The sequence below is a fragment of the Actinoplanes sp. NPDC051405 genome, from assembly GCF_055586185.1.
The window spans coordinates 103003-126392 of the sequence record NZ_JBVJIR010000006.1; the positions used below are offsets into that span (position 1 = coordinate 103003).

Consider the following 23390-nt stretch of genomic DNA (forward strand, 5'->3'; position numbering starts at 1 on the left):
CATACGGGGCGGCGCCATTGTGGAATACCGCGTCAATCGTTCTGGGTGCGGCGTTTGCCGGGCGACAACGAGCGTGCCGGCGGGCGGGCTTTGCACGACTGGTTCGGCGCGGTGCCGGTGCCGGGCTCAACCGTCAGCTCGCGGGCGGCGCCGGCCACGAGGTCGCGCAGCCACCGGTGCGAGGGATCGTGGGTGTGCGCGGGGTCCCACCACAGAGTCTCCACCACCGGCGGCAGGTCGAACGGCACCTCGAGGACCCGCAGCTCCGGCCCGGCGACCCGGGTGGCCAGCCGTTCCTGGATCAGGCAGAGATGGTCGGTGCCCCGGACCAGTTCGGGCAGCAGATGGAACCCGCCGACGGAGAACCGGGCCTGGGGCGAGAGCCCACGGGCCCGCAGATCGGCGAGCACCGGGTGGTGCGCCCGTACGTCCTGGTGCACCACCCAGGGCAGCGCCGCGAGCTTCTCGATGGTCAGCCCGCCCCGGACAGCCGGATTGTCCGCGGCCGCGAGGCACACCCAGCGGTCGGAGAAGAGGGTCGTCCCGGGCATCCCGGCCGGGGCCAGGCTGCGGGGCAGAACCACCCCGTCGGGTGGGCGCGGGCGGCCCGGCGTGGTCCCGGCCGGGTCGTCCGCGGGCAGCTGGTCGAGGCGCAGGCGGGCAACCGGCGACGCCTGACGGAAGGCGCGCATCAGCGGCGGGCCCAGCACCGCCGCCGCGTAGTCGGAGGCGAGCAGGACGAACTCACGTTCGCAGGACGCCGGATCGAAGCCCTGTGCGGCGGTGAAGGTCTGCTCGACCAGCTGCATCGCCGCGGCCGAGGTGGCCCGCAGGCCCATGCCCAGCGGCGTCAGCTCGTAGTTGTTGCCGACCCGGACGAGGAGCTGGTCGCCGAAATGCCGGCGCAGCCGGGCGAGCGCCTCGCTCATCGCGGGCTGGCTCAGCCCGAGCCGCCGCCCGGCCCGGGTGACGTTGCGCTCGGCCAGCAGAGCGTCGAGGGCCGCCAGCAGGTTCAGGTCGATGCTCGCGGTTCTCATCCGTCACTCCTGCCGTGGTGTCGGGCGGCCGGGGACCACGGGTTCAGAGGCCCGGCTCGGCGCGGAACCGCTGCGCCGGCCCGGTGGCCGGTCCGACCAGACGCACCGACCGGCTGTCGGCGATGAGGTGGCGGTCGGGGAAGTTGCTCGACCGCAGCACGAAGGTCCCGCCGGTGCCGGCCGCCTGCGGGCAGAACGTCGCATCGGCCGCGAACAGCGACGAGCGCTCCCGCGGCTGGAGCACCGCCACGAAGGTGCGGTGGCGCATGAACCGTCCCGGGAAGTTGACCGCCTCCAGCGACACGCACCGCGCGTCGGCCAGGCCCCGGCGCAGCACGAAGGTGGCGTCGGCCCGGGCCAGGGCCGGACTGCGCGGGCCGATCGCGGTGAGCCGCATCCGGAAGTCCTGGTGCCGCAGCCGCAGGCCGGGAGAACCGACCGCGACCAGGCTGATCCGGCTCCCCGGCTCGGGCAGCAGCCGGGCGGGCGTACGGCGGGGCGCGGGACGGGACGAGGAGGGCCGGGCCACCGGCAGGGGCATACCGGTGGCCGCGGCGTTCGGGGCGCCCGACGGGGACGGCGTGGCGGACTGCAACGGGATGAGCGCCGGCGACTGGTCGGCCACCGGCGGAGCGATCCACGCCCCGCTCGTACCGGGCGCGGTGTCCGCGTGCTGCCGGCGCTCGATGACGATCACCAGCACCATCGCCAGCACCGCGAGCACGGCCCCGCCGACGATGACGGCTGAGCTGCGCGGTTGTGCGGGCGACCGGCCGGCTCGCGGTCCGGGACGGCCGCGCGAACGACCGGGCTGCTGATAGGACATGGGGGGTGTCTGTCTCCCGGATACCGGCCGTCACCGCGGCGCAGCCAGAATGGCGATGCCCGGCAATATTCAATGATGTGGCTCCGGAAAGCAAGGCCGGTCGATCCGTTGTGAGCGTTATCAGAGGTGTCGATCCGGGGCATCGGGAAAACCGATACCCGTGATCCGGGGGCATTCTTACCGTACCGGTAGGATGCGCCGGACCGGCGTTATTGATAGTGGACCGGCGAATCGGCGAACGGGCAATACGGATCGTTCCCAGCCTGCCGGGTCTCCCCCACCGACCGGCTCGACCGGACGGTCTTCGACCCGTTCACCGTCCCGGCCGGCGGGCCGTGGCCGCGCTGGCAGCACAACGAGGGCGACGACACCGGCTTCGCGGCGTAGACGCGCACCCGGCCGACCGAGGGGCTTCGCGTGGACGCCGCACGCCGCCACCGGGTACGGCCTGGCCGGCGCGGGCGGCGACCCGGGCCTACCGCGCCGCCGAGCAGGCGATCGCCGCGGCGGTGACCTCGAGGCGGCGGGGTGCGGGACTTCGTCCGGGCGGTGAACCAGCTGCCCGGCATCGAGACCAGCGAACGCGAGGACGCCGCGGCCGCGGTGGCCCGGCCGGCCGGCGACCACGCCGAGGCAGCCCGGGCCCGGTTCGACGCCGAACGCGATTTCTGAATCCCGCTCCAATTTCCGAAAAAACGTTACGCGGAAGGTCCTCACAAAGTCGCTCACCAATGGCGAATCAGCGCCTTGATGAGCAGGAAACCTTCTGGCAACATGGGCTTCTCGGGAGCGCTCCCAATCAGTGCCACTCCAATCTTCGTCACTCCGCGTCCCGAGATCAATGTCGGCGTAGTTGTGAACGTTAACAACTGGTCACCCCTCCCCCACTCCTGAAGGAGAACGACACATGGAAGTGTCCGCCCGTCCCCGGCGGCCTCGCTGGATCCGTACGGCCCTGGCGTCCCTGGCGCTGCTGGCCACCGCCGGAACCGTCGCGATCACCGCCACCGCGGCATCAGCCGCGACGATCGATACGAGTGCGTCGTACATTCTGGTCAACCGCACCAGTGGTAAGGCGTTGGACGTGTACAACCTGGCCACCACTGACGGGGCGCGGATCACGCAGTGGACCCGTAACGACGGTAGCCAGCAGCAGTGGCAGTTCGTGGATTCCGGTGGTGGTTTCTACCGGCTCAAGTCCCGGCTGTCCGGCAAAGTCCTCGACGTCTACAACTGGTCGACCGCCGACGGCGGCGCGATCGTGCAATACAGCGACAACAACGCCGCGAACCAGCAGTTCAGCATCCAGGACATCGACGGCTACATCCAGCTGATCAACCGCAACAGCGGCAAGGCCCTGGAAGTGCAGGGCGCCTCGACCGCGGACGGCGCGAACATCGTGCAGTACGCCGACTGGAACGGCGCCAACCAGCAGTGGCAACTCGTCCGCGTCGGCGGCACCACCCCGACCACGCCGACGACACCACCGCCGGGTGGCTCGTGCACGCTGCCGACGTCGTACCGGTGGAGCTCGACCGGTCAGCTGGCCACCCCGAAGGCCGGGTGGGCATCGCTGAAGGACTTCACCACCGCGCCGTACAACGGCAAGCACCTGGTCTACGCCACCACCCACGGCACCACCTCGACCAGCGGCTGGGGCTCGATGAACTTCAGCCTGGTCAACAACTTCAACGAGCTGGGCTCGGCCAGCCAGAACACCATGTCGTCGGCCACCGTGGCGCCGTCACTGTTCTACTTCGCGCCCAAGAACATCTGGGTCCTGACCTACCAGTGGGGCGCCACCGCGTTCTCCTACCGCACGTCCAACGACCCGACCAACCCCAACGGCTGGTCCGCGGCGCAACCGCTGTTCTCCGGCAGCATCACCGGGTCCGGGACCGGGCCGATCGACCAGACGGTCATCGGCGACGGCACGAACATGTATCTGTTCTTCGCCGGTGACAACGGCAAGATCTACCGCGCCAGCATGCCGATCGGGAACTTCCCCGGTAACTTCGGCTCCTCGTACACCACGATCATGAGCGACACCACGAACAACCTGTTCGAAGCACCGCAGGTGTACAAGGTGCAGGGCCAGAACCAGTACCTGATGATCGTCGAGGCCATCGGCAGCCAGGGACGCTACTTCCGCTCCTTCACCGCGAGCAGCCTCAACGGCTCGTGGACACCGAACGCCGCGACCGAGAGCAACCCGTTCGCGGGCAAGGCCAACAGCGGCGCCACCTGGACCAACGACATCAGCCACGGCGAGCTGATCCGGACCAGCGCCGACCAGACCATGACCATCGACCCGTGCAACCTGCAACTGCTCTACCAGGGCCGCTCACCGAGCTCCGGCGGCGACTACGGCCTGCTGCCGTACCGCCCGGGACTGCTCACCCGACAGCGCTGACGGCATGACGCAATCGGCGGGCCCGGCCAGGGAGGCCGGGCCCGCCGATTCATGACTTCACCAGACCCGTACGCGGGAATCGCCTGAGGTCAGCGCGGCGACCGGACCGGCTGCCGCGGTCTCGCCGGGGTTGCGCCGCTGCCCGGTCAGGTCCACGTCGATGACCGCCGGGCTGCCGTCCGGCTCCTCGAACTCCGCGTCGGCGAAGCGGACGCGCGGCAGGTCACGGCCGCCGACCGGACCGACCCGGGCCTCGTCGAACCCGGCCGGGAAGTTCGTCACGAGATAGACCGCGTCGCCCTCCTCGACGACCGACACGGTCGCGTCGCCGAGCACCTGCGGGTTGGTCTCCGCGGCGAACGGCCGGGCGCCGGCGGCGTAGACGTTGTCGCGGGCGTAGACCGCCTGGAGCACGTCGAGGTAGCGCTGGTGGTCGCCCGGGGGCTGCGCCTCGATGCGGTCCAGGTACTCCTCGAAGGACGCCGGGTAGTCGTCGTAACCCGCGAGGCCGTAGCCCGGCTCGGATCCGCCCTGGCCGCCGTCGCCGTACGCCGCAGCGGTGTCGCCGCCGAGGAAGACGTTGCCGATGTAGCGGTCGTCGCCGCCGCGGATGAACGCGTAGCCGGCGACCTGGGTGCTGTGCGGCCGGTGGTACGGCGTGGCCCGGTCCATCACCGCCTCGAGGCGCAGCGTGCCGGCGAACAGGTTGCCGACGAACGCGCCGCCCTGGCTGAACGACTCGAACGACGCGCGCGAGCCGAACAGGTTGTGGTCCACCAGGTAGGGGCCGTGGCTGACCTCGACGAACAGGTCCCGGTTGTTGCGGTAGTAGACGTTGCGGGTGACCCGGGTGCCCTGGGTCTCCCAGTCCAGCCAGGTGCCCATCGAGCAGTCGTGGATGCGGTTGTGCCGGATCACCACGTCGATGGCCGCGTGCAACTTGATGCCGCCGATCTCGTAGCCGTAGAACTCGCGCTTGAGCGCGATGTTGTAGATGTGGTTGTCCTCGATGGTGGAGAACACGCAGCCGAGGTGGCCGACGATGCCGTTCTGCCCGCAGTCGTAGATGGTGTTGCGGCGCACGATGTGCGAGCCGATGTGCTCGCGGTCCCAGCCGATCTGGCGCGCGGCGAACACCGACTCGAGCTGGTACTGGTAACCGGGCTTGTCGCCGCGCTCGGTGGCGTAGTTGTGTCCGGTGGACGCCTCCTTGCCGAGCGAGACCGCCGAGCACTTGGCGTCGTGGATGACGTTGTCCTCGATGATCCAGCCTTTGGCCCAGTTGGGGCCGATCAGGCCGGGCTGGTCGGCGGTCGGCGGGGTCCAGGGCGACGCGGCCTGGGCCAGCTCGAAGCCGCGTACGGTGATGTAGTTCACGTGCGGGACCAGCGGGTGGAACACCGACCGGCGGACGTTGATCTCGACCAGTTCGGCGTTCGGGTCGGCGCCCTGGAAGTTGGCCCAGATCGTCGTCTGCTCGGCGCCCACCTCGGCGTACCAGACCAGCCGCGTCTGCTCCGGGTCCCGGACCTGATCGGCCAGGCCGGTCCAGTGGTCCACCTCCTCGGTGCGCAGCGGCGGGTCGTCGAGCTCGGCGCGGCCACCGGCCTCGTAGAAGCTGCGGCCGTTGAGGTACACGTCGCCGAGGTGCTTGTGCGGCGCACCCTCGGGGTAGACGATCCAGTCGCCGGCGACCTCCTCGGCGAACGGGTTGAAGCCGCCGAACAGCGCGTTCGGCACCTCGGCCCGCCACACCGTGCCGCCGTCGGGCACCCAGCCGGTGACCCGCTCCGACCCCTTGATCACCACGTGCTCGCCGTCGGCGGCGGTGTAGGTGATCCGGCGGGTGTCGCTCAGGCCGCCGCGCGGGGGCGCCACCCACTCCCGGTATTCGCCGCCGTGCACGACAACCGTGTCGCCCGGGCGGGCCGCGGCCGCTGCCTGGTTGATCGTGCGGAACGGCTGTTTCTCCGAGCCGTCGGCGTCGTCGGAACCACTGGTCGCCACATGCAGGACGAAGGTCATTGTCGGCAGAGCCCTTCTGGCGTCCGGCCCCCAGGAGCCGTCGGCGGACGAGACCACGCCAACGTAATAGCGTGAAACATTCGGTGTCAACGCCGAAACATTCCGATAGTTTGCTGGTTACTTTCGGCCGTGCGCCGGCTTCGTACGCTCGTGCAACATGCGGGCGGGTCGGCGTCGCCGGCCCGCTGTCACACGCGTATTCCGCCCGGACGCGGGTACGCTTCGGCTGGAAATCTGTAGTCGACGCCACCCTGACGTCGGCGTGCTTGCGTCATGCAGCGGCGTGGGTCCCGGATCCCCCTGCGGGGTTCCTGCAGCGACCCCGTCCCCGAGGACACCTGCCATGACCGGCGCACACCCGATGGATCCCACCGACGCCTTCCACGAGATCAGTCTCCTCGCGTTCAGCGGGACCAGCGTCGACGGCGTGTTGAACCAGATAGCCGAGCTGGCCCAGCGCACCGTCCCCGGCACGGCGGAGGTCTCCGTGATCCTCAGCCGGGGCAAGGGCGCGCACACCGCGGCGTTCACCGGCGGCCTGGCGCTCGACCTGGACGAGAGGCAGTACGAGCAGGGCCACGGACCCTGCCTCGACGCCCTCGCCTCGGGCGGCACACTGGTCGTCAACGACCTGAAGAGCGAGGCGCGGTGGCCGGACTTCGCCGCCCTCGCCCTCGACGCCGGGTGCAGGAGCTGCCTGTCGGTCGGGCTGCCCGTCCACGCTTCGGCCGCCGGGGCGCTCAACCTCTATGCCACCGAGCCGGAGGCGTTCGACGAGGACGCCGTCACCGTCGCCCAGACCTTCGCCGGCTACGCCGCTGTGGCTCTGGCCAACGCCCGCCTGCACGAAGCCCAGGCCAACCTGGCCGGCCACCTGCGGACCGCCGAACTCGGCCGCAACGCACCACGGTAGGCCGACGAGCCTCACGCCGGCACGTCCTCGTCCGGGATCTCGTCGTCGTCCCCCTCCGCGGCGAGGTCGGCCGGGCGACCGGCGGTGCTGGTCGCCGTCAGCGCGGCGGCGAAGAGCACCAGCTGGTTGACCGCGTTGAGGAAGACCAGCAGCCCGACCGAGCCGGCGACCAGATGGTACGTGGGATTGGCCGCGGTGTTCTGCACGTACAGGCGGCCGAGGGTCTTGAGCAGTTCGAGCCCGGCCGCCGCCAGCAGCGCCGGTCCGAGCACCCGGCGCACCGGCATCCGTACGCGGGGCAGCCCGGTCAGCATGCCGGCGGCCAGCACCGTGTTCACCGCAAGGCCGATCAGCAGCCCGACCGTGGCCAGCACCCACCGCGACGGGGTGGCCGCGGTGTCCGCCGCGTCGACCGCCCGGTTCGCCAATGTCGTCGTCACGTACGCCACCGACAGCGAAGCGGCCAGCAGCACGCCCAGCCCGGCCAGCACGAGCAGGTCCAGGAGCACCCGGACGACCAGCTTGCCGGGATACTCGGGCAGGTCCCAGATCTTGCGGATGGAGGACCGCAGCACGTCGACCCAGAACCAGCCCGTGATCGGCAAGCCGATGAACGCGATGACGCCCGCGGTGTTACGGGCGTTGCGCCACGTCTGCACGTCGACGGTGGGCAGGTTCTCCGCCGCGTAACGCTCCACCGCGCGCAGCACCGCCGGATCGTCCAGGACGAACCCGAAGACGGCGAAACCGAGCAGGCCCAGCGAGAACGTGGCGAAGAACGCGTAGTAGGTCACGGCCGCGGCCAGGCGGCCACCGTCGGCCTCGTCGTACCGCAGCCCGGCCCGGACGAGGTGATCCAGCCAGCCGACACGGTGACGCAGTCGCCGCCACGCCACCGCGACCAACCGCGGGAAGCGTCGATCCGTCACGCGGCACCGATACCCCGCCGGCCCCTCCGCTACGCCCGGCCGCGGTTAGCGGACCCGCAGCCGGGTAGGGCCTGGAAGAGACCTGAGGGGAGTGCGACCATGCCGATCGCGACGATCAACCCGGTCACGGGTGAAGTGCTCAAGACCTTCGACGCGCTCACGGAGGAGCAGATCGATGTCGCCATCGGCCGGTCGCTGACCGGCTTCCGCGAGCTGCGGAGAACCACCTACGCGCAGCGGGCCGCCTGGATGACCGCGGCCGCCGACCTGCTCGACGCCGACCGCGACGACGTCGCCGCCCTGATGACCCTCGAGATGGGCAAGACCTTCGTGGCGGCGAAGGCCGAGGTGGCCAAGTGCGCCACCGCCTGCCGCTACTACGCCGAGCACGCCGAGCGCTTCCTCGCCGACGAACCGGCCGAAGCGTCCGAGGTCGGGGCCGTCCGCGCGTACGCCCGGTACCAGCCGCTGGGGCCGGTGCTGGCCGTGATGCCGTGGAACTTCCCGCTGTGGCAGGCGATGCGGTTCGCGGCGCCGGCCCTGATGGCCGGCAACACCGGGCTGCTCAAGCACGCGTCCAACGTGCCGCAGACCGCTCTCTACCTGGGCGAGCTCTTCACCCGGGCCGGATTCCCGGCCGGGGCCTTCCAGACCCTGCTGGTCGGCTCCGACGCGGTGGAGCGCATTCTCACCGATCCCCGGGTACGGGCGGCCACGCTGACCGGCAGCGAAGGCGCCGGACGATCGATCGCCGCCATCGCCGGGCGGGAGTTGAAGAAGACCGTGCTGGAGCTGGGCGGCAGTGACCCGTACGTCGTCCTGCCGACCGCCGACCTGGACCGGGCCGCCCAGGTCGCCGCCACCGCCCGCTGCCAGAACAACGGCCAGTCGTGCATCGCCGCGAAACGCTTCATCGTGCACACCGACGTCTACGACCGGTTCGTCGACGCGTTCGTGGCGCACATGTCGGCCCTGACCGTGGGCGACCCGATGTTGGACACCACCGACGTCGGGCCGCTGGCCACCGAGCAGGGCCGCCAGGACGCCGAGGACCAGGTCGCCGACGCGGTCGGCAAGGGCGCGACGGTACGGTGCGGCGGCCGCGCCCCGGAAGGTGCCGGCTGGTGGTACCCGCCGACCGTGGTCACCGACCTCACGCCGGAGATGCGCATGTACGCCGAGGAGGTGTTCGCGCCGGTCGCCGGGGTGTACCGGGCCGGGTCCCTCGACGAGGCGATCGAGCTGGCCAACGCCACCTCGTACGGGCTCGGGGCGAACGCCTGGACCGCCGACCCGGACGAGCAGCAGCGGCTGATCACCGAGCTGGAGGCGGGCGCGGTCTTCATCAACGGGATGGTGACGTCGTACCCGCAGTTGCCGTTCGGCGGTGTCAAGAACTCCGGGTACGGCCGGGAGCTGTCGTCCGCGGGCATCCGCGAGTTCTGCAACCTCAAGGCGGTCTGGGTCGGCGAAGGCGACAAGGCCGACGTGGACGCGGCCACCGAGTAGCGGCCGCTCCCGTCAGCCGAGGCCCGGCAGGCCGGCCAGGGCGGCGATCAGGCCGGCCGCCGCGCAGATCCCGAGCACCCGCAGGACCGACCATTTGACCTTGATGAGCAAAACAGCCGCGACGACGGTGAGGACCACCGCGGCCGGCCGGATGGTGCCGAACTGCGGCACCTGAGCATTCAATGGCCCGGCGGTGACCGTGCGGACCTCACCGAAGAACGTGTGGACGGCGAAGTAGAGGCCGAGGTTGGCGATCACCCCGACCACCGCGGCGGTGATGCCGGTCAGGGCGGCCGAGACCGACCGGTTGCCCCGCAGCTTCTCGACGTACGGGGCGCCGAGCAGGATGAACAGGAAGCACGGTACGAACGTGACCCAGGTGGTGAGCAGGGACGCGACGATGCCGGCGGTCCACGGATCGAGTGGGCCGGGGTGGTGGTACGCGCCGAGGAACGCGACGAACTGCACCACCATGATCAGCGGGCCGGGAGTGGTCTCGGCCAGGGCCAGGCCGCGGACCATGTCGCCGGCGGACAGCCAGCCGTAGTGCTCCACCGCCCGCTGGGCGACGAAGGCGAGGACCGCGTACGCGCCGCCGAAGGTGACCACGGCGGTGCCGGAGAAGAACAGCCCCTGCTGGGTGTAGACGCTGTCCGTGCCGGTGAACAGCGCGAACGCGGCCACCGGCAGCAACCAGGCGGTGAGCCCGACCCCGAGGATGGTCGCGGTACGGCGGGCGCTGGGCTGGTCGTGGTGCAGGGCGTCGTCGGAGATCAGCGGTTGCGGTCCGGACTTCTCCGCGCCGTGCCCGCCGCTGTTGTCGGTCAGGGCCGGGCGCCACCGGTGCAGCGCCCAGCCGGTGAGGGCGGCCAGCAGGATCACGACCGGGAACGGGATGCCGAACAGCGCCAGGGCGGCGAACGCGGCCACCGCGAGGCCGAGCAGGACCCGGTTGGTCAGCGAGCGGCTGCCGACCCGCCACACCGCCTGGGCGACGATCGCCACCACGGCCGGCGCGAGCCCCGCGAACAGGCCCGTGACCACAGTGGTGTCGCCGTAGCCGACGTACACGGCGGAGAGCGCGAGCAGGGCGGCCACGCCGGGCAGCACGAACAGCGTCCCGGCGACCAGGCCGCCGCGCAGCCCGTTGAGCAGCCAGCCGACGTAGATGGCCAGCTGCTGGGCCTCGGGCCCGGGCAGCAGCATGCAGTAGTTCAGCGCGTGCAGGAACCGGTGCTGGCTGATCCAGCGCCGGTCGTCGACCAGGTGGCGTTGCATGACGGCGATCTGCCCGGCCGGGCCGCCGAAGGTCTGCAGCGAGATGGTGAACCAGGCCCGTACGGCCTCCCGGAACGGGACGACATCGCGCGCGGGTTCACGGGTTGCCGGCGTGGTCATGAGGCTCCTGACCTTAGCGCAGGGTCCGCAACAGGTCCGCGAAGCTGGCCGCGTCACACAGATGCGGGAACCGTCCACCCAGCCGCGCCTGGGCACTGCCCTCAGCGCTGAGCCTCAGCGGCATCGCGTCCGGCCGCGGCTCGCTGTGCGCGGGCGGGCTGAACCAGGACCGGTAGCCGGCGAGCAGCACGTCGTCGTGCCGGGCGACGGCGAACTGCCGGTAGAGCTCCGGCACGCCGCTCAGGTCGCCCGCGTCCAGCTCCCGCGTCGTCTCGGGCGGCTCGGCCCGCGTGTCCTGGAAAGTGAGGACCGCCTGGGTGGCGTACGCGGCGGCGAACGTCTCGGCCAGCCGGGCCGACTCGGCGTGCCCGACGATCACCGGGGCCCGGTGCAGGGCCAGGCCGTTGATCAGCACGGCCAGGTCCTCGGCCAGCTGGGTGACGTCGTAGTCGTCGCGGGCCGCGGAGTCGCCGTGCCCCGGCAGGTCGACGGCGATGGCGGCACAGCTGTCGCCGAGCTCGGCGGCGACCGGCCACCACATGGTGCGGTCGTAGAACAGCCCGTGCAGCAGCACGACCGGCCGGCCGAAACGGCCCCAGCGGTCGTAGACGAGCCGGTTCTTCGGGGTTCCGTAGGCGTGGGTGGTGCGGCGAGGCGGTTGCGGGTGCACAGGGAATCGTCTTCCTGGGGGCTGCGGGACACGGAACAGACGCCGCCGGCGTCAAAGCCGGTGGGCGCGATGGCGTGCGGTGGTGCGGTGAGCAGGAAGGAAGACGCTGCTATACCCGCAGAACGCCCAGTTGACTCAGATCCGCGTCAGCCGCGGCGGCGACGATGGGCGACGTACGCATGTCCGGGCACAGTGCCGTCGCATCGACGGCGACCGTGGCGACCAGGGTGACGCCGCCGGCCGGACGGGCGCGCGGCGACAGGTAGGCGGTCCAGTCGTCGCCGTGCTCATGCTGGTGGACGGGGGTCTCGCCGGTGTGCGCGGGCGGAACGCACGCGAGGTCCGCGACGGTGACCCGGTCTCCCGCAGGAGCATCGTGCGGGTGTCCGTGGTGGGCGCTGCCCGCGGAGAACAGCAGGCCCGCGGCGAGCAGCAACAGGACCAGGGCCGCGCCGGAGATCCGCATCGGCCGGGCACGGCCGGGCCGGGACATCCGGAACGGGTACGCGGCCACGTCTGTAGTTAACCAGCCGTGGCGGCCGTCCGCCCCTCGGGAGCAGTCCCGCCTTCCCGGACGAGCGACGGACACCGGGTCCGGATCATGCGCTCCGGACCGGCCCATACTCGGCCTCCGTGACCCGATCAGTGCCCGGTACCCGTCGCCGCCGCGTCGTGGCGATGCTGATGACAGCCGTCCTGGGCGCGACCGCGTGTGATGGTCCGGCTGAGCCCCGCGTGGTGCTGCCCACCAGTCCGGCGGTGCCGCCACCGAGCCCGGCTGTGCCGCCACCGAGCCCGGTGCCGGTGTTGCCGAGGCAGGACGCGGTGCTGCGCCTCGATCAGGTCGGCTACGGCATCGGCGAGGCCAAGACAGCGACACTGCTGGCACCCCGCGACGCCGGCGGTGCCCACGCCACCGTCATCGACACCGCCGGGCGGACCGTGCTGTCGCCGGAGATCGGCGGCGGCCGGGGCGAGTGGAATGCCAGGTTCCCGGCGGTCCACCCCATCGATCTCACCGCGCTGACCAGGCCCGGCACGTATCGGCTCCGGGTGCAGGGATCGGTCACCGCCGAGTCCCCCGCGTTCCGGGTCGCTCCCACCGCCGAGCTGTTCGGTCCGCTGGTGGCCAACTCGCTCGCGTACTTCCAAGCTCATCGGGACGGCGCCGATCAGGTCGCCGGCGCCTGGCGGCGTACGCCGGCGCACCTGGCCGACCGTGAGGCCGGCGTCTATGCCGATCCCCGCTACGACGACAACGGCCGGATGATCGCGGCGCTGGAGCCCATCGGTGGCCCGGTGGACGTCGAAGGTGGCTGGTACGACGCGGGCGACTTCCTCAAGTTCACCCACACCAGCGCGTACGCTCTGGTCGCGATGCTGCTGGTGCAGCGCGACGGGCCGGCCCCGCCGGGCCTGGCCGACGAGACCCGGCACGGCGTCGACTGGCTGGACAAGATGTGGGACGAGCACACCCGTACCCTCTACACCCAGGTCGGGATCGGCAGCGGCGTCGCCGCGGATTTCCTCGGCGACCATGACACCTGGCGGCTGCCGCAGGCCGACGACCAGCTCGCCGTCGAGCCGGGCGACGCACGCTACTACCAGCGCTACCGGCCGGTGTTCCGGGCTGCCGCTCCGGGCGGGCAGCTCAGCCCCAACCTGGCCGGCCGGGTGGCCGCCGCCTTCGCGCTGGCCGCCCAGGTCGAGGCGGCCGCCGATCCCGCCCGCGCCCGCCGGCACCTCGCCGCGGCGGCGCAGATCTTCGACCAGGCCGGCACCTCCGACGTCGGTGACCTCGTCACGGCCCAGCCGCGCAGCTTCTATCCCGAGGACAGCTGGGCCGACGACCTCGCCACCGGCGCGGCCGAGCTGGCCCTGGCCGGCGCCCTGTTGCGGGATCCGCGATCCCGGGACTGGACGCTGCGGGCGGCCCGCTGGGCCAGGGTGAATGCCGACACCGGCCGGACCGACGCCCTGAATGTCTACGACCTCAGCGCGGTCGCCGACGCCGAACTGAGCAAGGTGCTGACCACCACACCGGTGACCGGGGCGGCCATCAGCCGCGAAGAGTTACGGCGCGACCTGCGCAAACGCCTCGATGCCGGGGTCCGGGCGGCCGAGACCAACCCGTTGAGAGCCGCCGCCGGCAACGGCGGATACGACTACGCCTCCCGGCAGCTCGGTTACGTCGTCACCGCGGCGCTCTACCGCGGCCTCACCGGCGACGACCGCTACGCCGCGTTCGGCACGGCCCAGCGGGGGGTCGCGCTGGGCGCCAACGGCTGGGGTACGTCGCTGGTGGTGGCCGCGGGTACGACGTACCCCCGGTGCCCGCACGACCAGATCGCCGACCTGACCATCGGCTCCCCCGCTCCCGGCATGACGGGGGCGGTGGTCAACGGCCCCAACAAGGCCGACCGGATCCACGAACTGATCGAGACCCGCAAGCACGGTTCATGCTCCACCGACGCCTTCGCCGCCTTCGACCGCGACGACGCCCACTACACCGACGACGAGCAGGTCTCGGCCAACACCGAGCCGTCCATCGACTTCACCGCGACCGGGATGCTGGCCTTCGCACTCACCGCCCGCGGGCCCTGACCGGCGATCGGCGTCAGGAGGCCAGCTTGAACTGACCGATCACCGACCGCGGGTTCGCGGCGGTGACGGCCAGCTCCTGGCCCGCCTGCCGGGTCTAGGACGCCGACAGGGTCGCCTCCCGCGAGGTCGTCGTCACCGCGGTGACACGCTCGGCGATGTCGCCCGTGCGACCGGCTGCGCACGACACCCCGTCCCTACCCGCGCACCCAGCGTGCGTAGGCGTCCAGGTCAACGTTGCCGCCGCAGATGATCGTGGCCACGTGGCGGCCGGCGAAGCGGTCACGGTTCTCCAGGAGCGCCGCGACGCCGAGGGCCGCGGAGGGTTCGACGACCAGGCCCGCATGGTGCAGCAGCAGCCGCATGCCGGCGACGATGGACGCCTCGCTCACCAGGATCGCGTCGTCGGCCACGGCGAGCAGGTCGTCCAGGACCTCCGGGATGGGAAACCGGCCGGCGACACCGTCGGCGATGGTGTCGGCCGAGTCGGTGGTGACGACCCGGCGTTGCCGCCAGGAGCGCGTCATCGCCGGTGCGCCGGTGGGCTGCACGCAGATCACCTCGACGTCCGGTGAGAGCGTCTTGAGGACATAGCCCACGCCGGTGGCCATCGCGCCGCCGCCCAGAGCGATCAGGACGGTGTCGACGGATGTCCCCGCCTCGGCCAGCTCCAGGCCGATGGTCGCCGCGCCCTCGCAGGTCTCGAGGTCGAGGCTGTCCTCGACCAGCCTGACGCCACGCTCGCGCGCGACCTCCCGGGCCCGTTCCCGGGCTGTCTCGAAGTCGCCGTCGGTCAGCAGCAACTCCGCGCCCAGCGCACGGATGCGATCCAGTTTCGCGGTGGGCGCCCGGCGGGTCGCGACGACGGTGACATCGAGGCCACGGCGACGACCGGACCAGGCGAGCGCCTGGCCGAGGTTGCCGGCGCTGGCGCAGACCACCGCCGTACGACCCTGGCCGGTCAGCAGGCCGGCCACGAGTTCCGTACCGCGGGCCTTGAAGCAGCGCACCGGGTTGGCCGTCTCCAGCTTGATGCTGACCGTGCAGCCGAGCTCGCGCCCCAGCGCGTCGCACTCGTACAGCGGGGTGTCGAGGAACATCGGGTTGATGTCCCGGCGGGCCGCGCGGACCCGGGCGAGATCCAGACGCGTCGCGATCATGCCCGGCAACCTACCGCGTACCGCAGCGACCTCGGCGTCGATCACCCGGCCGGGGTGATCAACGCCGAGGGGCTGAGCTGGTCACGCCGTCGTCTGGGAAGCCGCCAGGATGAAGACGAAGACGACCCACAGGACGCTCAGCACGGTGAAGACGATGCCGAGCCAGAAGCCCGCCTTGGCCAGGCCGGCGCCCTGCTCGCCGGTCTGCCGGATCTGCCGCTTGGCCACGGCGCCGAACACGATGCCCAGGGGCGCGAAGATGAAGGCGAAGACCAGGGCGAGGATCGCCATCACGTTGGTGCCGGCGACCGCTCCGCCGGCGTGCTGCTGGGTCGGGGAATTCATCGGCTGCGCTTCCATGGTCCCTCCTCGTTGTCCAATGCGGACGGCATACCCAGGGCCGGCTGGTTTGATACCTCGATGTCCACAGGGGACCTTCGCGCGGGTCAGCCCGGGGCCTTGCGGCTCAGGTGCTCCCAGGTCCGGTACTCCTGGGTGCGGGCCTCGTCCAGCTGCTGGACCAGGTCGTACGAGGCGGAGCCGACGATCAGCCGCAGCGGCGGCTCCGCCAGCCCGGCCAGCTCCGTGATCACCGGGGCGGCGGTGCTCGGGTCGGGGCCGGCGTCCTCGCCCCACATCTCGGCCAGCTGGACGCGCAGCGGTTCGTACTCGCGGCGCGGCCCGGTCAGGGTGGTGCCCCGGGTGAACAGGTCGGTGCCGTAACCGCCGGGCTGCACGATCGTCACCTTGATCCCGAACGGCGCCACCTCCATCGCCAGCGCCTGGCTGAGCGAGTCGAGCGCCGCTTTGCTGGCCGCGTAGAAGCCCGTCGAAGCGAACCCGCCGCCGGAGCCCATCGAGGTGACCTGCAGGAGATGGCCGGATCCCTGCGCCCGCAAGTGCGGCACCACGGCCTGGGCCACCCAGAGAGCGCCGAAGAAGTTGACGTCGAACTGGGCCCGGACCTCCTCCTCGGTGGCTTCCTCCACCATGCCGAGCAGCATCACTCCGGCGTTGTTGACCACGACGTCGAGCCGGCCGAACGCTGCCACCGCCCGATCCACCACCACCCGTACGGCAGCACGGTCCGTCACGTCCAGCGTGAGCCGGACGAGCTTCTCCGGGTGGGCGCCGGCCAGGTCGTCCAGCGGGCTGAGATCGCGGGCGGCAGCTACGACGCGCTCTCCGGCCGTGAGCGCCGCCTCGGTGAAGGCCCGGCCCAGGCCCCTCGACGCGCCGGTGATGAACCACACCCGGGCAGTTGTCATGCGACCTCCTCGATCGTACGAGACGAGACGGCCCGTCTCGTGTTACACGAGTATGCGCGCTCGCCGGCGCACTGGCAAGACGGAACGTCTCGTCTTGTTCGGTGTTAGGCTCCCGGACGTGTCCCGCCCCAGCACCCCGAATCCCGCCCGGCGCAGTGAGCGATCGCGCCGGGCCATCCTCGACGCCGCCCGCGAGCTGGTCGCCCAGCTCGGATACGCGAAGATCTCGATCGAAGCCATCGCCGCCCGGGCCGGGGTCGGCAAGCAGACCATCTACCGGTGGTGGCCGTCCAAGGGCGCGGTGATCTTCGATGCGTTCCTGGCGCTCAGCGAGGCCGGGGACGAGGACGGCATCCGCCTGCCCGACACGGGCGACATCGCGGCCGACCTCAGGACCGTCATGCGGGCCACCGTCGCCGAGTTCGCCGATCCGGCCTTCGAGGCACCGATCAGAGCACTCACCATGGAGATCGTCGCCGACCCGGGCCTGACGGCGCTGTACCGCGAGAAGCTGGCCGGACCCGTCGACGAAGCCAAGAAGGAACGGCTGCGCCGGGCCCAGCAGGCGGGCCAGCTGGCCGCGGACGCCGACCTGGACCTCGTGCTGGAGGTCCTGTACGCACCGTTGTTCCAGCGCTGGCTGCACCGATCCGGGCCGCTGACCGAGGAGTACGCCGACGCGCTCGTGGACATCACCCTCCGCGCGTTCAGGCCGTGACCGTGTTCTGGCGCAACTCCCCGATGGCGGTGCCGAGGTCGGTCTCGATGCCGCCGGCCTGCTGCAGTCCCTTGTCGAGCAGCAGCCGGACGAAGGGCCGGTGCTCCGGCCGCCCGGCGGTGGCGAAGTACGCGGCCAGCCCGGCCGCCAGCTCCTCGTCGGCCGGCAGCGTCGCCCGGTCGACCAGTTCCTTGATGCCGGTGACGGCCACCTTGTCGAAGGCCGCGATCCGCCGGGCGAACGCGTCGGTGACGGCCTCGATGTCGGCGTCCGGGACCAACCGGTTCACGTAGCCGTACTCGGCGGCGGTCCGCGCGGAGATGTCCTCACCGCCGAGCAGAATCTCCAGGGCCCGCCCGCGACCGGCCAGCCGGCCCAGCCGGGCCATCGGCCCGCCACCGGGTACGGCACCGACACCGACTTCGAACTGGCCCAGGACCGCCTGCTCGGACGCGAAACGAATGTCGGTGGCGAGCACGAACTCGCTGCCCGCGCCGCGGGTGCGGCCCCGGATCTCGGAGATCGTGGCCACCGGCACCCGGCTCAGCCGCACGAAGTTGTCCAGGTAGGGGTGCAGGCCCGTGGGTCCCGGGGCCATCCGGGCCACGCGGGCGCCGTCGGCCAGGAAGTCCCAGTGGGCCATGAAGTAGCCCGGCCGGTCGCTGCGGAAGACGACGACCGTGAGGTCCGGGTCGTTCTCGATGCGCCCGATGAGCGCGCCGAGCTGCTCGACGGTGTCGGGGTCCAGGAGGTTGACCGGGCCGTTGTCGAAGGTCACCCGCCAGTAGGACGGCGACACCTCGTTGACGTGGAACTGCTCCGCGATACTCATGCGATCAGACTCGCGTCACCGGCCAGGGGGGTCGCACCAGGGAAACGCCCTGGCCACAGCCCACCAGGGGTCAGCGGCCGAGGTGCACGTAGGACGCCCAGAGACGCGGCATCCCGGGGAAGCGCCGGCGTAGCTCCCGCACCGTCTCGTGCAGGGCGCCGGCGGAGGCGGCGGCGTCCAGGCGGCCGGACGGGATGATCCGGTGGTAGACGTCGCTGCTGACCGCGGCGGCCCGCAGGTCGGGCACCGACCAGAGGGTGCCCACGACCCGCCGGTAGCCCACGTAGTGCAGGGCCGCGGCGACGGTCAGCGCCTCGTCGAGCAGCCGCACCCCGCCGGCCGCCGTCTTGCAGGCGGAGAGGAAGGCGAAGTCGCCCCGCGATCCGGCGGTGACCGCGCGCAGGTCGGCCACCGTCAGGAAGCCGTCGTGCACGGCCAGCCCGCTGCGGCTCGGATCCCGCGGATTCTGCAGGCCGTGGCAGCTGAAGTGTGCCACCCGGTGCCGGGCGACCAGCGCGACGACGCCGGCGCGGGTGGCCCGTCCGTCGCTCAGCTCGGTGAGCTCGCCGCCGGTCAGCTCGCGCAGCACGCCCAGCTCGCGGGCGGCGCTCGGCAACGGTCGCAGTCCCGGCGTGGCCGACTGAACGACGGCCAGGACCTCGGTGCCGGGCGTGCCGGAGTCCGGGCCGGACGCGTCGGCGAGCATCCGGACGGTCGGCGTGTACGAGGACACCACCCGGTCGAGCGCGCAATCAAGGCCGTCGGCACTGGTCGCGGCGTGCAGCGGCAGCAGCATCAGCGGTCCGGTCGGGCACCACCACACGCGGTGCCCGGGCTCCCTGGGACCGATCTCCGCCAGCACCGGGCCGACCACGGCTTCCCACAGCCACGCCAGGGTTGCAGTGATCGCGGCGTCGTGGGCGGCTCTGTCCCCGCCACTGTCGGCGGCCTCGTGGGCGGCCAGGCAAGCGTTGGTGCGGTCGTACGCGTCGTCGAAGGTGAGCTCCGGCAGCCGGACGACGCGGACGCCGTCCCGGTCGACGAGCAGGGCGTCGCAGCGGTGCCGGCTGGTCGTGACGATGACCGCCGTGCCGGCCGGCAGCCCGGTCCTCAGCTCCGCGAAGGTCGCCAGGCGCAGGAAGCCGTCCAGGCCGGGCAGCCGGCGAACCTCCGCCACCGTGGCTTCCCACTGCTGAGCGGCCGCCATGCGGTCCTCAACCGTCGACAGGTCGTCGTCGAGCACCGCGCGGAGAGCGTCGAGGCGCGCGCCGAGCTCCGGCGACGCGGCGGTGACCGCGGCCAGGTCGCCGCGCGTGGCGAGCCACTGCGACCACAGCACCGCCCGGCCGCCTTCGAGCAGTTCGACGGCTTCCTCCGGGTGACCGGCCTCGATCGCGGTGGCGGCCGCCTCGTCGACCAGGCCGGCGTACTCGGCCAGCAGGTTCTCACGGTCCTCAGGCGGCAGGCCGCGCCAGGCCACCACGGGCAGCAGGCCGACGGCTGCCCGATAGGCCGCCAGGGCGCCGGCGCTGCCGAACTCCAGCGTCGACTCCAGATCGGCCCAGGTCCGGGCGGCGTCCAGCCGGATCCTCGCCGGCGCGGTGACCGCTTCGGCGGCCTCCCGGAACAGGTCCGCGGCTTCCCTCGCGTCGCTGCCCTCCCCCGACACCCCGAACCGTGTACGCAGAGACTCGGCGAGGTTCAGGGCGTCGATTGCCCGGGAGCGGGTCGTCGTCGCGTCCGGCGCGGTGGCCGGCTCGTCCGGCGAGCACCGCCTCATCCAGAACGGCGCGGTCGCCCGTAGCCTCGAAAAGAGTGAGCAGCCCGGCGCCCAGATCGACCCACGCCGGACCGCGGAATCGGTGAGCCGGGGGTAGCTCCTCGAGCGCGACCCGCAGCATGCGGACCGCCTCCCGGACGTCGTCCAGCGCCTCCCCGGAGCCCCCGAGACGGAAACGGTCGAGCAGAGCAAGGCCGAGATGGACGGCACAGGGGGCGAAGTCCGGATCACCCGGTGGCGCCGCCGCGATACCGTGCCGGGCCGCGTCGATGGCCGCTGTCAGGTCCTCCGGGTCGCCCGCCAGGCGGAAGCGGTCCCCCAGGGCCGCACTGGAGTTGGACCACACGGCGGCCACCCCACGGTGATCGGGCGCGAGGGCGAGCGCCTCGGCACAGACGCCGACCGCCTCATCGAGATCGTCGCGGGACCGGTAGTGTTCATAGCGGGTCCGCAGAAGATTGCCGAGGTTGGTCAGGTACCGCGCACGGTGCATCCGGTCCGGATCCCGCCCGGCGACGGCCTCCCGTGCCGCCGCGACCGCGGCGGTGAGGTCCTCCGGCCGGCCGGACGCCTCGAAGAGCGTGCCCAGCACCGCCGCCAGCATCGAGTGGGCGCTCCCGCGGGCGAAACCCTCGAGCGGCAGCAGTCCGCCCACCGTCGGCAGACATCCACCGCTCGGACGAGATCATCACGCTGGTGCCGCAGCTGGAAACGCCGCCGGAGCGCAACCGCGAGGTGGGACAGCAGCGCGACGGTGCCGAGGTCGTCGGCTTCGGGCAGGGCCTCGTCGATCATCGAGACGACCCGGTCGAGCACGCCGAGGTCCGCGGAACCACGCAGCAGCAGCGCGCCGGCCAGCACCGCGGTCTCGGAAGCGGCCGCGGCATGAGGGTCCGGGGCGATGTACCCGAAGAGCTGCCGCGCTATCCGGAGTTCGGCTTTTCGCCGGCCGGGCGGCAGCATCATATACCGGAAACAGTAGAACCGGGCCACGAGGCGAAGGGCACGGCCGGCATCCCTCGATGGGATGGTCTCACTGTCGAGGGCAAGCATGACCATGTGCGCGTCGGCCACTGCCTCGTCCGAGGTGACGAACTCGTGGTTCCCGGCCAGGAACATCCGGATCCGGTCGCTGAGCGCCGTCACCCTCCCGTCGCCGGTCATGTCACGGTCCGAGGTGGATGCGGGCGGCCGCGCACGGCATCGACGGGCGTGGGCGGCACGGGTGGAGATTCTATCGGCGCGTGGCACGGTAGAGGGGTGTCAAGTCCACGAGCGGCGGACGTGGTCCTGCTCACCGCGCTGCCCGTCGAGCACCGTGCCGTGCTGCGGGCGCTCGGCGGCGTGACCCGGGTCGGACCGTACCGGGTGGTCGCGCGGTGCCTGGCCGGCATGGGCAACACCGGCGCCGCGGCCGGTACGCAGCAGCTCATCGACACTCTGCGCCCGGCTGCCGTACTGCTGATCGGCATCGCGGGCGGGGCGCCGACGACATCGGGCCTGGCGCTGGGCGACGTGCTGGTGGCCGACACCGTCGTCGGCTACGAGCCCGGCCGCCACGACAAGGCCGGCCTGCACCGGCGGCCCGACGTGCACCGGCCCGATTTCGCGCTGCTGGCCGCGGCACAGGAGGTGGAGCCGGGCGAATGGGCGCCGTACATCGACGCCGACCGTCCCGGCCCGCCGGCGCAGCCCCGGTCGCACCTCGGCACGGTCCTCAGTGGTGAGAAGGTGATCGCCGACAGCCGGGAGCTGGCCCGGCTGAGCCGGGCCTGGCCGAAAACGGTCGGGGTCGAGATGGAGGGCCTGGGCGTCGCCACGGCCTCCTACCGCAGCGGCGCCGGCTTTCTGCTGATCAAGGCGGTCAGCGACCTGGCCGACCACGACAAGGACGACGCCTGGCAGGAGTACGCGAGCGAGGCCGCGGCCCGCTTCGCGCTGGCCGTGCTGCGCCGGGAGCCGCTCACCAAGCGCGCCGACGACGACGCGACCGCCGAGGCCGAAGCGGACGAGCCCCGCATGTTCGCCCTCCTACCGGCACACCGATCGCCCTGCCGGCTCGGTGCGGTGGCCGGCAGCATCCGCCGCGTCCGCTTCGCCGACGCCTGGGTGAGCAGCGAGAACACCGACATGGAGATGTCCCGGGCGGCCGAGTTCACGATCTCGGGCATCGTCCGCTACTGGGGTGCGCGCCGCGACGGCGGCGGCCGGATCGTCGACGACACCATCGCCCGCCAGCTGGCCGAGCAGGTGGGCAGCCGCCGGCCGGTCATGCCCGGTGCCGCGTTCGTCACCGGCCCGGGCTCGCTGGCGGACAGCCACCACGTCCGGGCGATCATCCACGTCGCCTCGGTCCAGGGCGAGCCGGGGGCCGGCTTCCGTCAGGTCCGCAACGTCGGTGTGTGCGTGACCAACGCCCTGGCGCTGGCCGAGACCCTCGACGTCACCAGCATCGTCTTCCCGCTGCTCGGCGTGGGCAGCGGGCACGGGGACCCGCAGGCCACCGCGACCGCCATGATCACCGCCGCGGTCGATCATCTGAACGAACGGGCGACGACCGGGCTCCGGGCGATCTACTTCCTCGGCTACACCCGGGCCGAGCTGGACACCCTCACCACTTGCCTGACGGAATCCCCGTACCTGCAGGCGGTCTGACCGCTCACTCCGCGCGCGCCAGCGACGAGAGGATGATCTCCCGCGCCATCCGGACCGTGGCCGCGAAGGCGGCCGGATCCCGGCCGAGGCGCTCGGCGCCCGCGCGCATGACGCCGGACAACAGCTCCACCGCCAGCTGTACGTCGCCGACGTCGCGGAACTCACCGCGGGCGATGCCGTCCCGCACGACGTTCTCCACCTCGAGCACGATCGCGTGGAACGGGCTGCCCGGCCCCTTCGGCGCCGCGGCATCCGGCGGGCCGGAGCCGGGCCGGAACATCAACTGCAGGGCCTGGTCCGTGAACGCTTGCAGCACCGCCTCGATGATCTCCGGCAGCCGCTCCGCGGCCGGCTCCGCGGACCGGGCGGCGATCGCGGCCACCCGCTCGACCGTGGGCCGGCCGGCCCGCTCGGTCAGGGCCATGACCAGCGCACTCTTGTCGGCGGCGTAGTTGTACAGCGTGTTGCGCGCGAGCCCGGCCCGGGCCGCGATGTGGCCCATGGTGATCGAGTCGTAGTCGCGTTCGAGCAGCAGCTGCCGCGTCGCCTCGGCGAGCTCGGCCCACACCATCTCGTGGTGCTCGTCGATGCTGGCTCCCCGGATCCGCGGCATCCGATCATCCTCCCCCACCGGGGCGTCCCGATCGTGCCGGGCC

The 23390-nt window shown here is 71.9% G+C and carries 21 protein-coding genes; 7 read left to right on the plus strand and 14 right to left on the minus strand.

Annotated elements, in window-relative coordinates; translation table 11 throughout:
- Positions 1 to 32: 32 nt before the first annotated feature.
- Entirely contained in the window at positions 33 to 1037 is a 1005-nt protein-coding gene (locus ACZ6S4_RS15145; protein WP_465475500.1) for a LysR family transcriptional regulator, read from the minus strand.
- Positions 1038 to 1080: 43 nt separating this feature from the next.
- A complete protein-coding gene (locus ACZ6S4_RS15150; protein WP_465475501.1) occupies positions 1081 to 1761 on the minus strand; it encodes an AbfB domain-containing protein in 681 nt (226 codons plus the stop codon).
- Between the two features lie 630 nt (positions 1762 to 2391).
- On the opposite strand from ACZ6S4_RS15150, the gene ACZ6S4_RS15155 reads away from it, so the two are divergent.
- Together ACZ6S4_RS15155 and ACZ6S4_RS15160 are read left to right on the plus strand one after the other, a co-directional pair.
- Positions 2392 to 2535 (plus strand): hypothetical protein, encoded by a 144-nt coding sequence (locus ACZ6S4_RS15155; RefSeq protein ID WP_465475502.1) that lies wholly within the window; start codon positions 2392 to 2394, stop codon positions 2533 to 2535.
- 235 nt (positions 2536 to 2770) lie between these two features.
- Positions 2771 to 4276, plus strand: coding sequence for a non-reducing end alpha-L-arabinofuranosidase family hydrolase (locus ACZ6S4_RS15160; protein ID WP_465475503.1), 1506 nt, complete (start codon positions 2771 to 2773; stop codon positions 4274 to 4276).
- Between the two features lie 57 nt (positions 4277 to 4333).
- Here the strand turns inward: ACZ6S4_RS15160 and ACZ6S4_RS15165 are convergent, their stop codons facing one another.
- Positions 4334 to 6301 carry a right-handed parallel beta-helix repeat-containing protein gene (locus ACZ6S4_RS15165; RefSeq protein WP_465475504.1) on the minus strand — a complete coding sequence of 656 codons (1968 nt, stop codon included), beginning with the start codon at positions 6299 to 6301 and terminating at the stop codon, positions 4334 to 4336.
- Between the two features lie 343 nt (positions 6302 to 6644).
- Between ACZ6S4_RS15165 and ACZ6S4_RS15170 the strand changes: the two genes are divergently transcribed.
- A complete protein-coding gene (locus tag ACZ6S4_RS15170; RefSeq protein ID WP_465475505.1) occupies positions 6645 to 7214 on the plus strand; it encodes a GAF domain-containing protein in 570 nt (189 codons plus the stop codon).
- A gap of 11 nt (positions 7215 to 7225) precedes the next feature.
- Here ACZ6S4_RS15170 and ACZ6S4_RS15175 read toward each other — a convergent pair whose 3' ends face one another.
- Positions 7226 to 8143 carry a YihY/virulence factor BrkB family protein gene (locus ACZ6S4_RS15175; RefSeq protein ID WP_465475506.1) on the minus strand — a complete coding sequence of 306 codons (918 nt, stop codon included), beginning with the start codon at positions 8141 to 8143 and terminating at the stop codon, positions 7226 to 7228.
- 99 nt (positions 8144 to 8242) lie between these two features.
- On the opposite strand from ACZ6S4_RS15175, the gene ACZ6S4_RS15180 reads away from it, so the two are divergent.
- Positions 8243 to 9652: an NADP-dependent succinic semialdehyde dehydrogenase gene (locus ACZ6S4_RS15180; RefSeq protein WP_465475507.1), complete on the plus strand. Its 1410-nt coding sequence runs from the start codon at positions 8243 to 8245 to the stop codon at positions 9650 to 9652.
- Positions 9653 to 9664: 12 nt separating this feature from the next.
- Here the strand turns inward: ACZ6S4_RS15180 and chrA are convergent, their stop codons facing one another.
- The 3 genes from chrA to ACZ6S4_RS15195 form a co-directional block, all read right to left on the minus strand.
- A complete protein-coding gene (chrA, locus tag ACZ6S4_RS15185) occupies positions 9665 to 11050 on the minus strand; it encodes a chromate efflux transporter (RefSeq protein WP_465475508.1) in 1386 nt (461 codons plus the stop codon).
- A gap of 13 nt (positions 11051 to 11063) precedes the next feature.
- A complete protein-coding gene (locus tag ACZ6S4_RS15190; protein ID WP_465475509.1) occupies positions 11064 to 11720 on the minus strand; it encodes an alpha/beta fold hydrolase in 657 nt (218 codons plus the stop codon).
- A 109-nt stretch (positions 11721 to 11829) separates the two neighbouring features.
- Positions 11830 to 12234, minus strand: coding sequence for a hypothetical protein (locus ACZ6S4_RS15195; RefSeq protein ID WP_465475510.1), 405 nt, complete (start codon positions 12232 to 12234; stop codon positions 11830 to 11832).
- A 119-nt stretch (positions 12235 to 12353) separates the two neighbouring features.
- Between ACZ6S4_RS15195 and ACZ6S4_RS15200 the strand changes: the two genes are divergently transcribed.
- Positions 12354 to 14324 carry a glycoside hydrolase family 9 protein gene (locus tag ACZ6S4_RS15200; protein ID WP_465475511.1) on the plus strand — a complete coding sequence of 657 codons (1971 nt, stop codon included), beginning with the start codon at positions 12354 to 12356 and terminating at the stop codon, positions 14322 to 14324.
- Positions 14325 to 14518: 194 nt separating this feature from the next.
- Here ACZ6S4_RS15200 and ACZ6S4_RS15205 read toward each other — a convergent pair whose 3' ends face one another.
- From ACZ6S4_RS15205 to ACZ6S4_RS15215, 3 genes are all read right to left on the minus strand, one after another.
- On the minus strand, positions 14519 to 15481 hold the full coding sequence (locus tag ACZ6S4_RS15205; RefSeq protein WP_465475512.1) for a threonine ammonia-lyase: 963 nt from the start codon (positions 15479 to 15481) through the stop codon (positions 14519 to 14521).
- A gap of 81 nt (positions 15482 to 15562) precedes the next feature.
- Positions 15563 to 15841: a DUF4190 domain-containing protein gene (locus ACZ6S4_RS15210; protein WP_360831096.1), complete on the minus strand. Its 279-nt coding sequence runs from the start codon at positions 15839 to 15841 to the stop codon at positions 15563 to 15565.
- 86 nt (positions 15842 to 15927) lie between these two features.
- Positions 15928 to 16749 carry an SDR family NAD(P)-dependent oxidoreductase gene (locus ACZ6S4_RS15215; protein WP_465475513.1) on the minus strand — a complete coding sequence of 274 codons (822 nt, stop codon included), beginning with the start codon at positions 16747 to 16749 and terminating at the stop codon, positions 15928 to 15930.
- A gap of 118 nt (positions 16750 to 16867) precedes the next feature.
- On the opposite strand from ACZ6S4_RS15215, the gene ACZ6S4_RS15220 reads away from it, so the two are divergent.
- Positions 16868 to 17467, plus strand: coding sequence for a TetR/AcrR family transcriptional regulator (locus tag ACZ6S4_RS15220; RefSeq protein WP_465475514.1), 600 nt, complete (start codon positions 16868 to 16870; stop codon positions 17465 to 17467).
- On the opposite strand, the gene ACZ6S4_RS15225 is transcribed toward ACZ6S4_RS15220, so the two are convergent.
- The 3 genes from ACZ6S4_RS15225 to ACZ6S4_RS15235 form a co-directional block, all read right to left on the minus strand.
- The gene (locus ACZ6S4_RS15225; protein WP_465475515.1) at positions 17457 to 18299 is read right to left on the minus strand and encodes an enoyl-CoA hydratase/isomerase family protein; all 843 of its coding nucleotides are present in this window, start codon (positions 18297 to 18299) and stop codon (positions 17457 to 17459) included. The two genes, ACZ6S4_RS15220 and ACZ6S4_RS15225, sit on opposite strands and share 11 nt — an antisense overlap.
- A 70-nt stretch (positions 18300 to 18369) precedes the next feature.
- Positions 18370 to 20079 carry a CHAT domain-containing protein gene (locus ACZ6S4_RS15230; protein WP_465475516.1) on the minus strand — a complete coding sequence of 570 codons (1710 nt, stop codon included), beginning with the start codon at positions 20077 to 20079 and terminating at the stop codon, positions 18370 to 18372.
- Between the two features lie 471 nt (positions 20080 to 20550).
- Complete coding sequence (locus ACZ6S4_RS15235) at positions 20551 to 21243, minus strand: hypothetical protein (RefSeq protein WP_465475517.1); 693 nt, start codon at positions 21241 to 21243, stop codon at positions 20551 to 20553.
- A gap of 96 nt (positions 21244 to 21339) precedes the next feature.
- Between ACZ6S4_RS15235 and ACZ6S4_RS15240 the strand changes: the two genes are divergently transcribed.
- Complete coding sequence (locus ACZ6S4_RS15240) at positions 21340 to 22734, plus strand: phosphorylase family protein (RefSeq protein ID WP_465475518.1); 1395 nt, start codon at positions 21340 to 21342, stop codon at positions 22732 to 22734.
- A 4-nt stretch (positions 22735 to 22738) separates the two neighbouring features.
- On the opposite strand, the gene ACZ6S4_RS15245 is transcribed toward ACZ6S4_RS15240, so the two are convergent.
- The gene (locus tag ACZ6S4_RS15245) at positions 22739 to 23347 is read right to left on the minus strand and encodes a TetR/AcrR family transcriptional regulator (protein ID WP_465475519.1); all 609 of its coding nucleotides are present in this window, start codon (positions 23345 to 23347) and stop codon (positions 22739 to 22741) included.
- Positions 23348 to 23390: the final 43 nt, after the last annotated feature.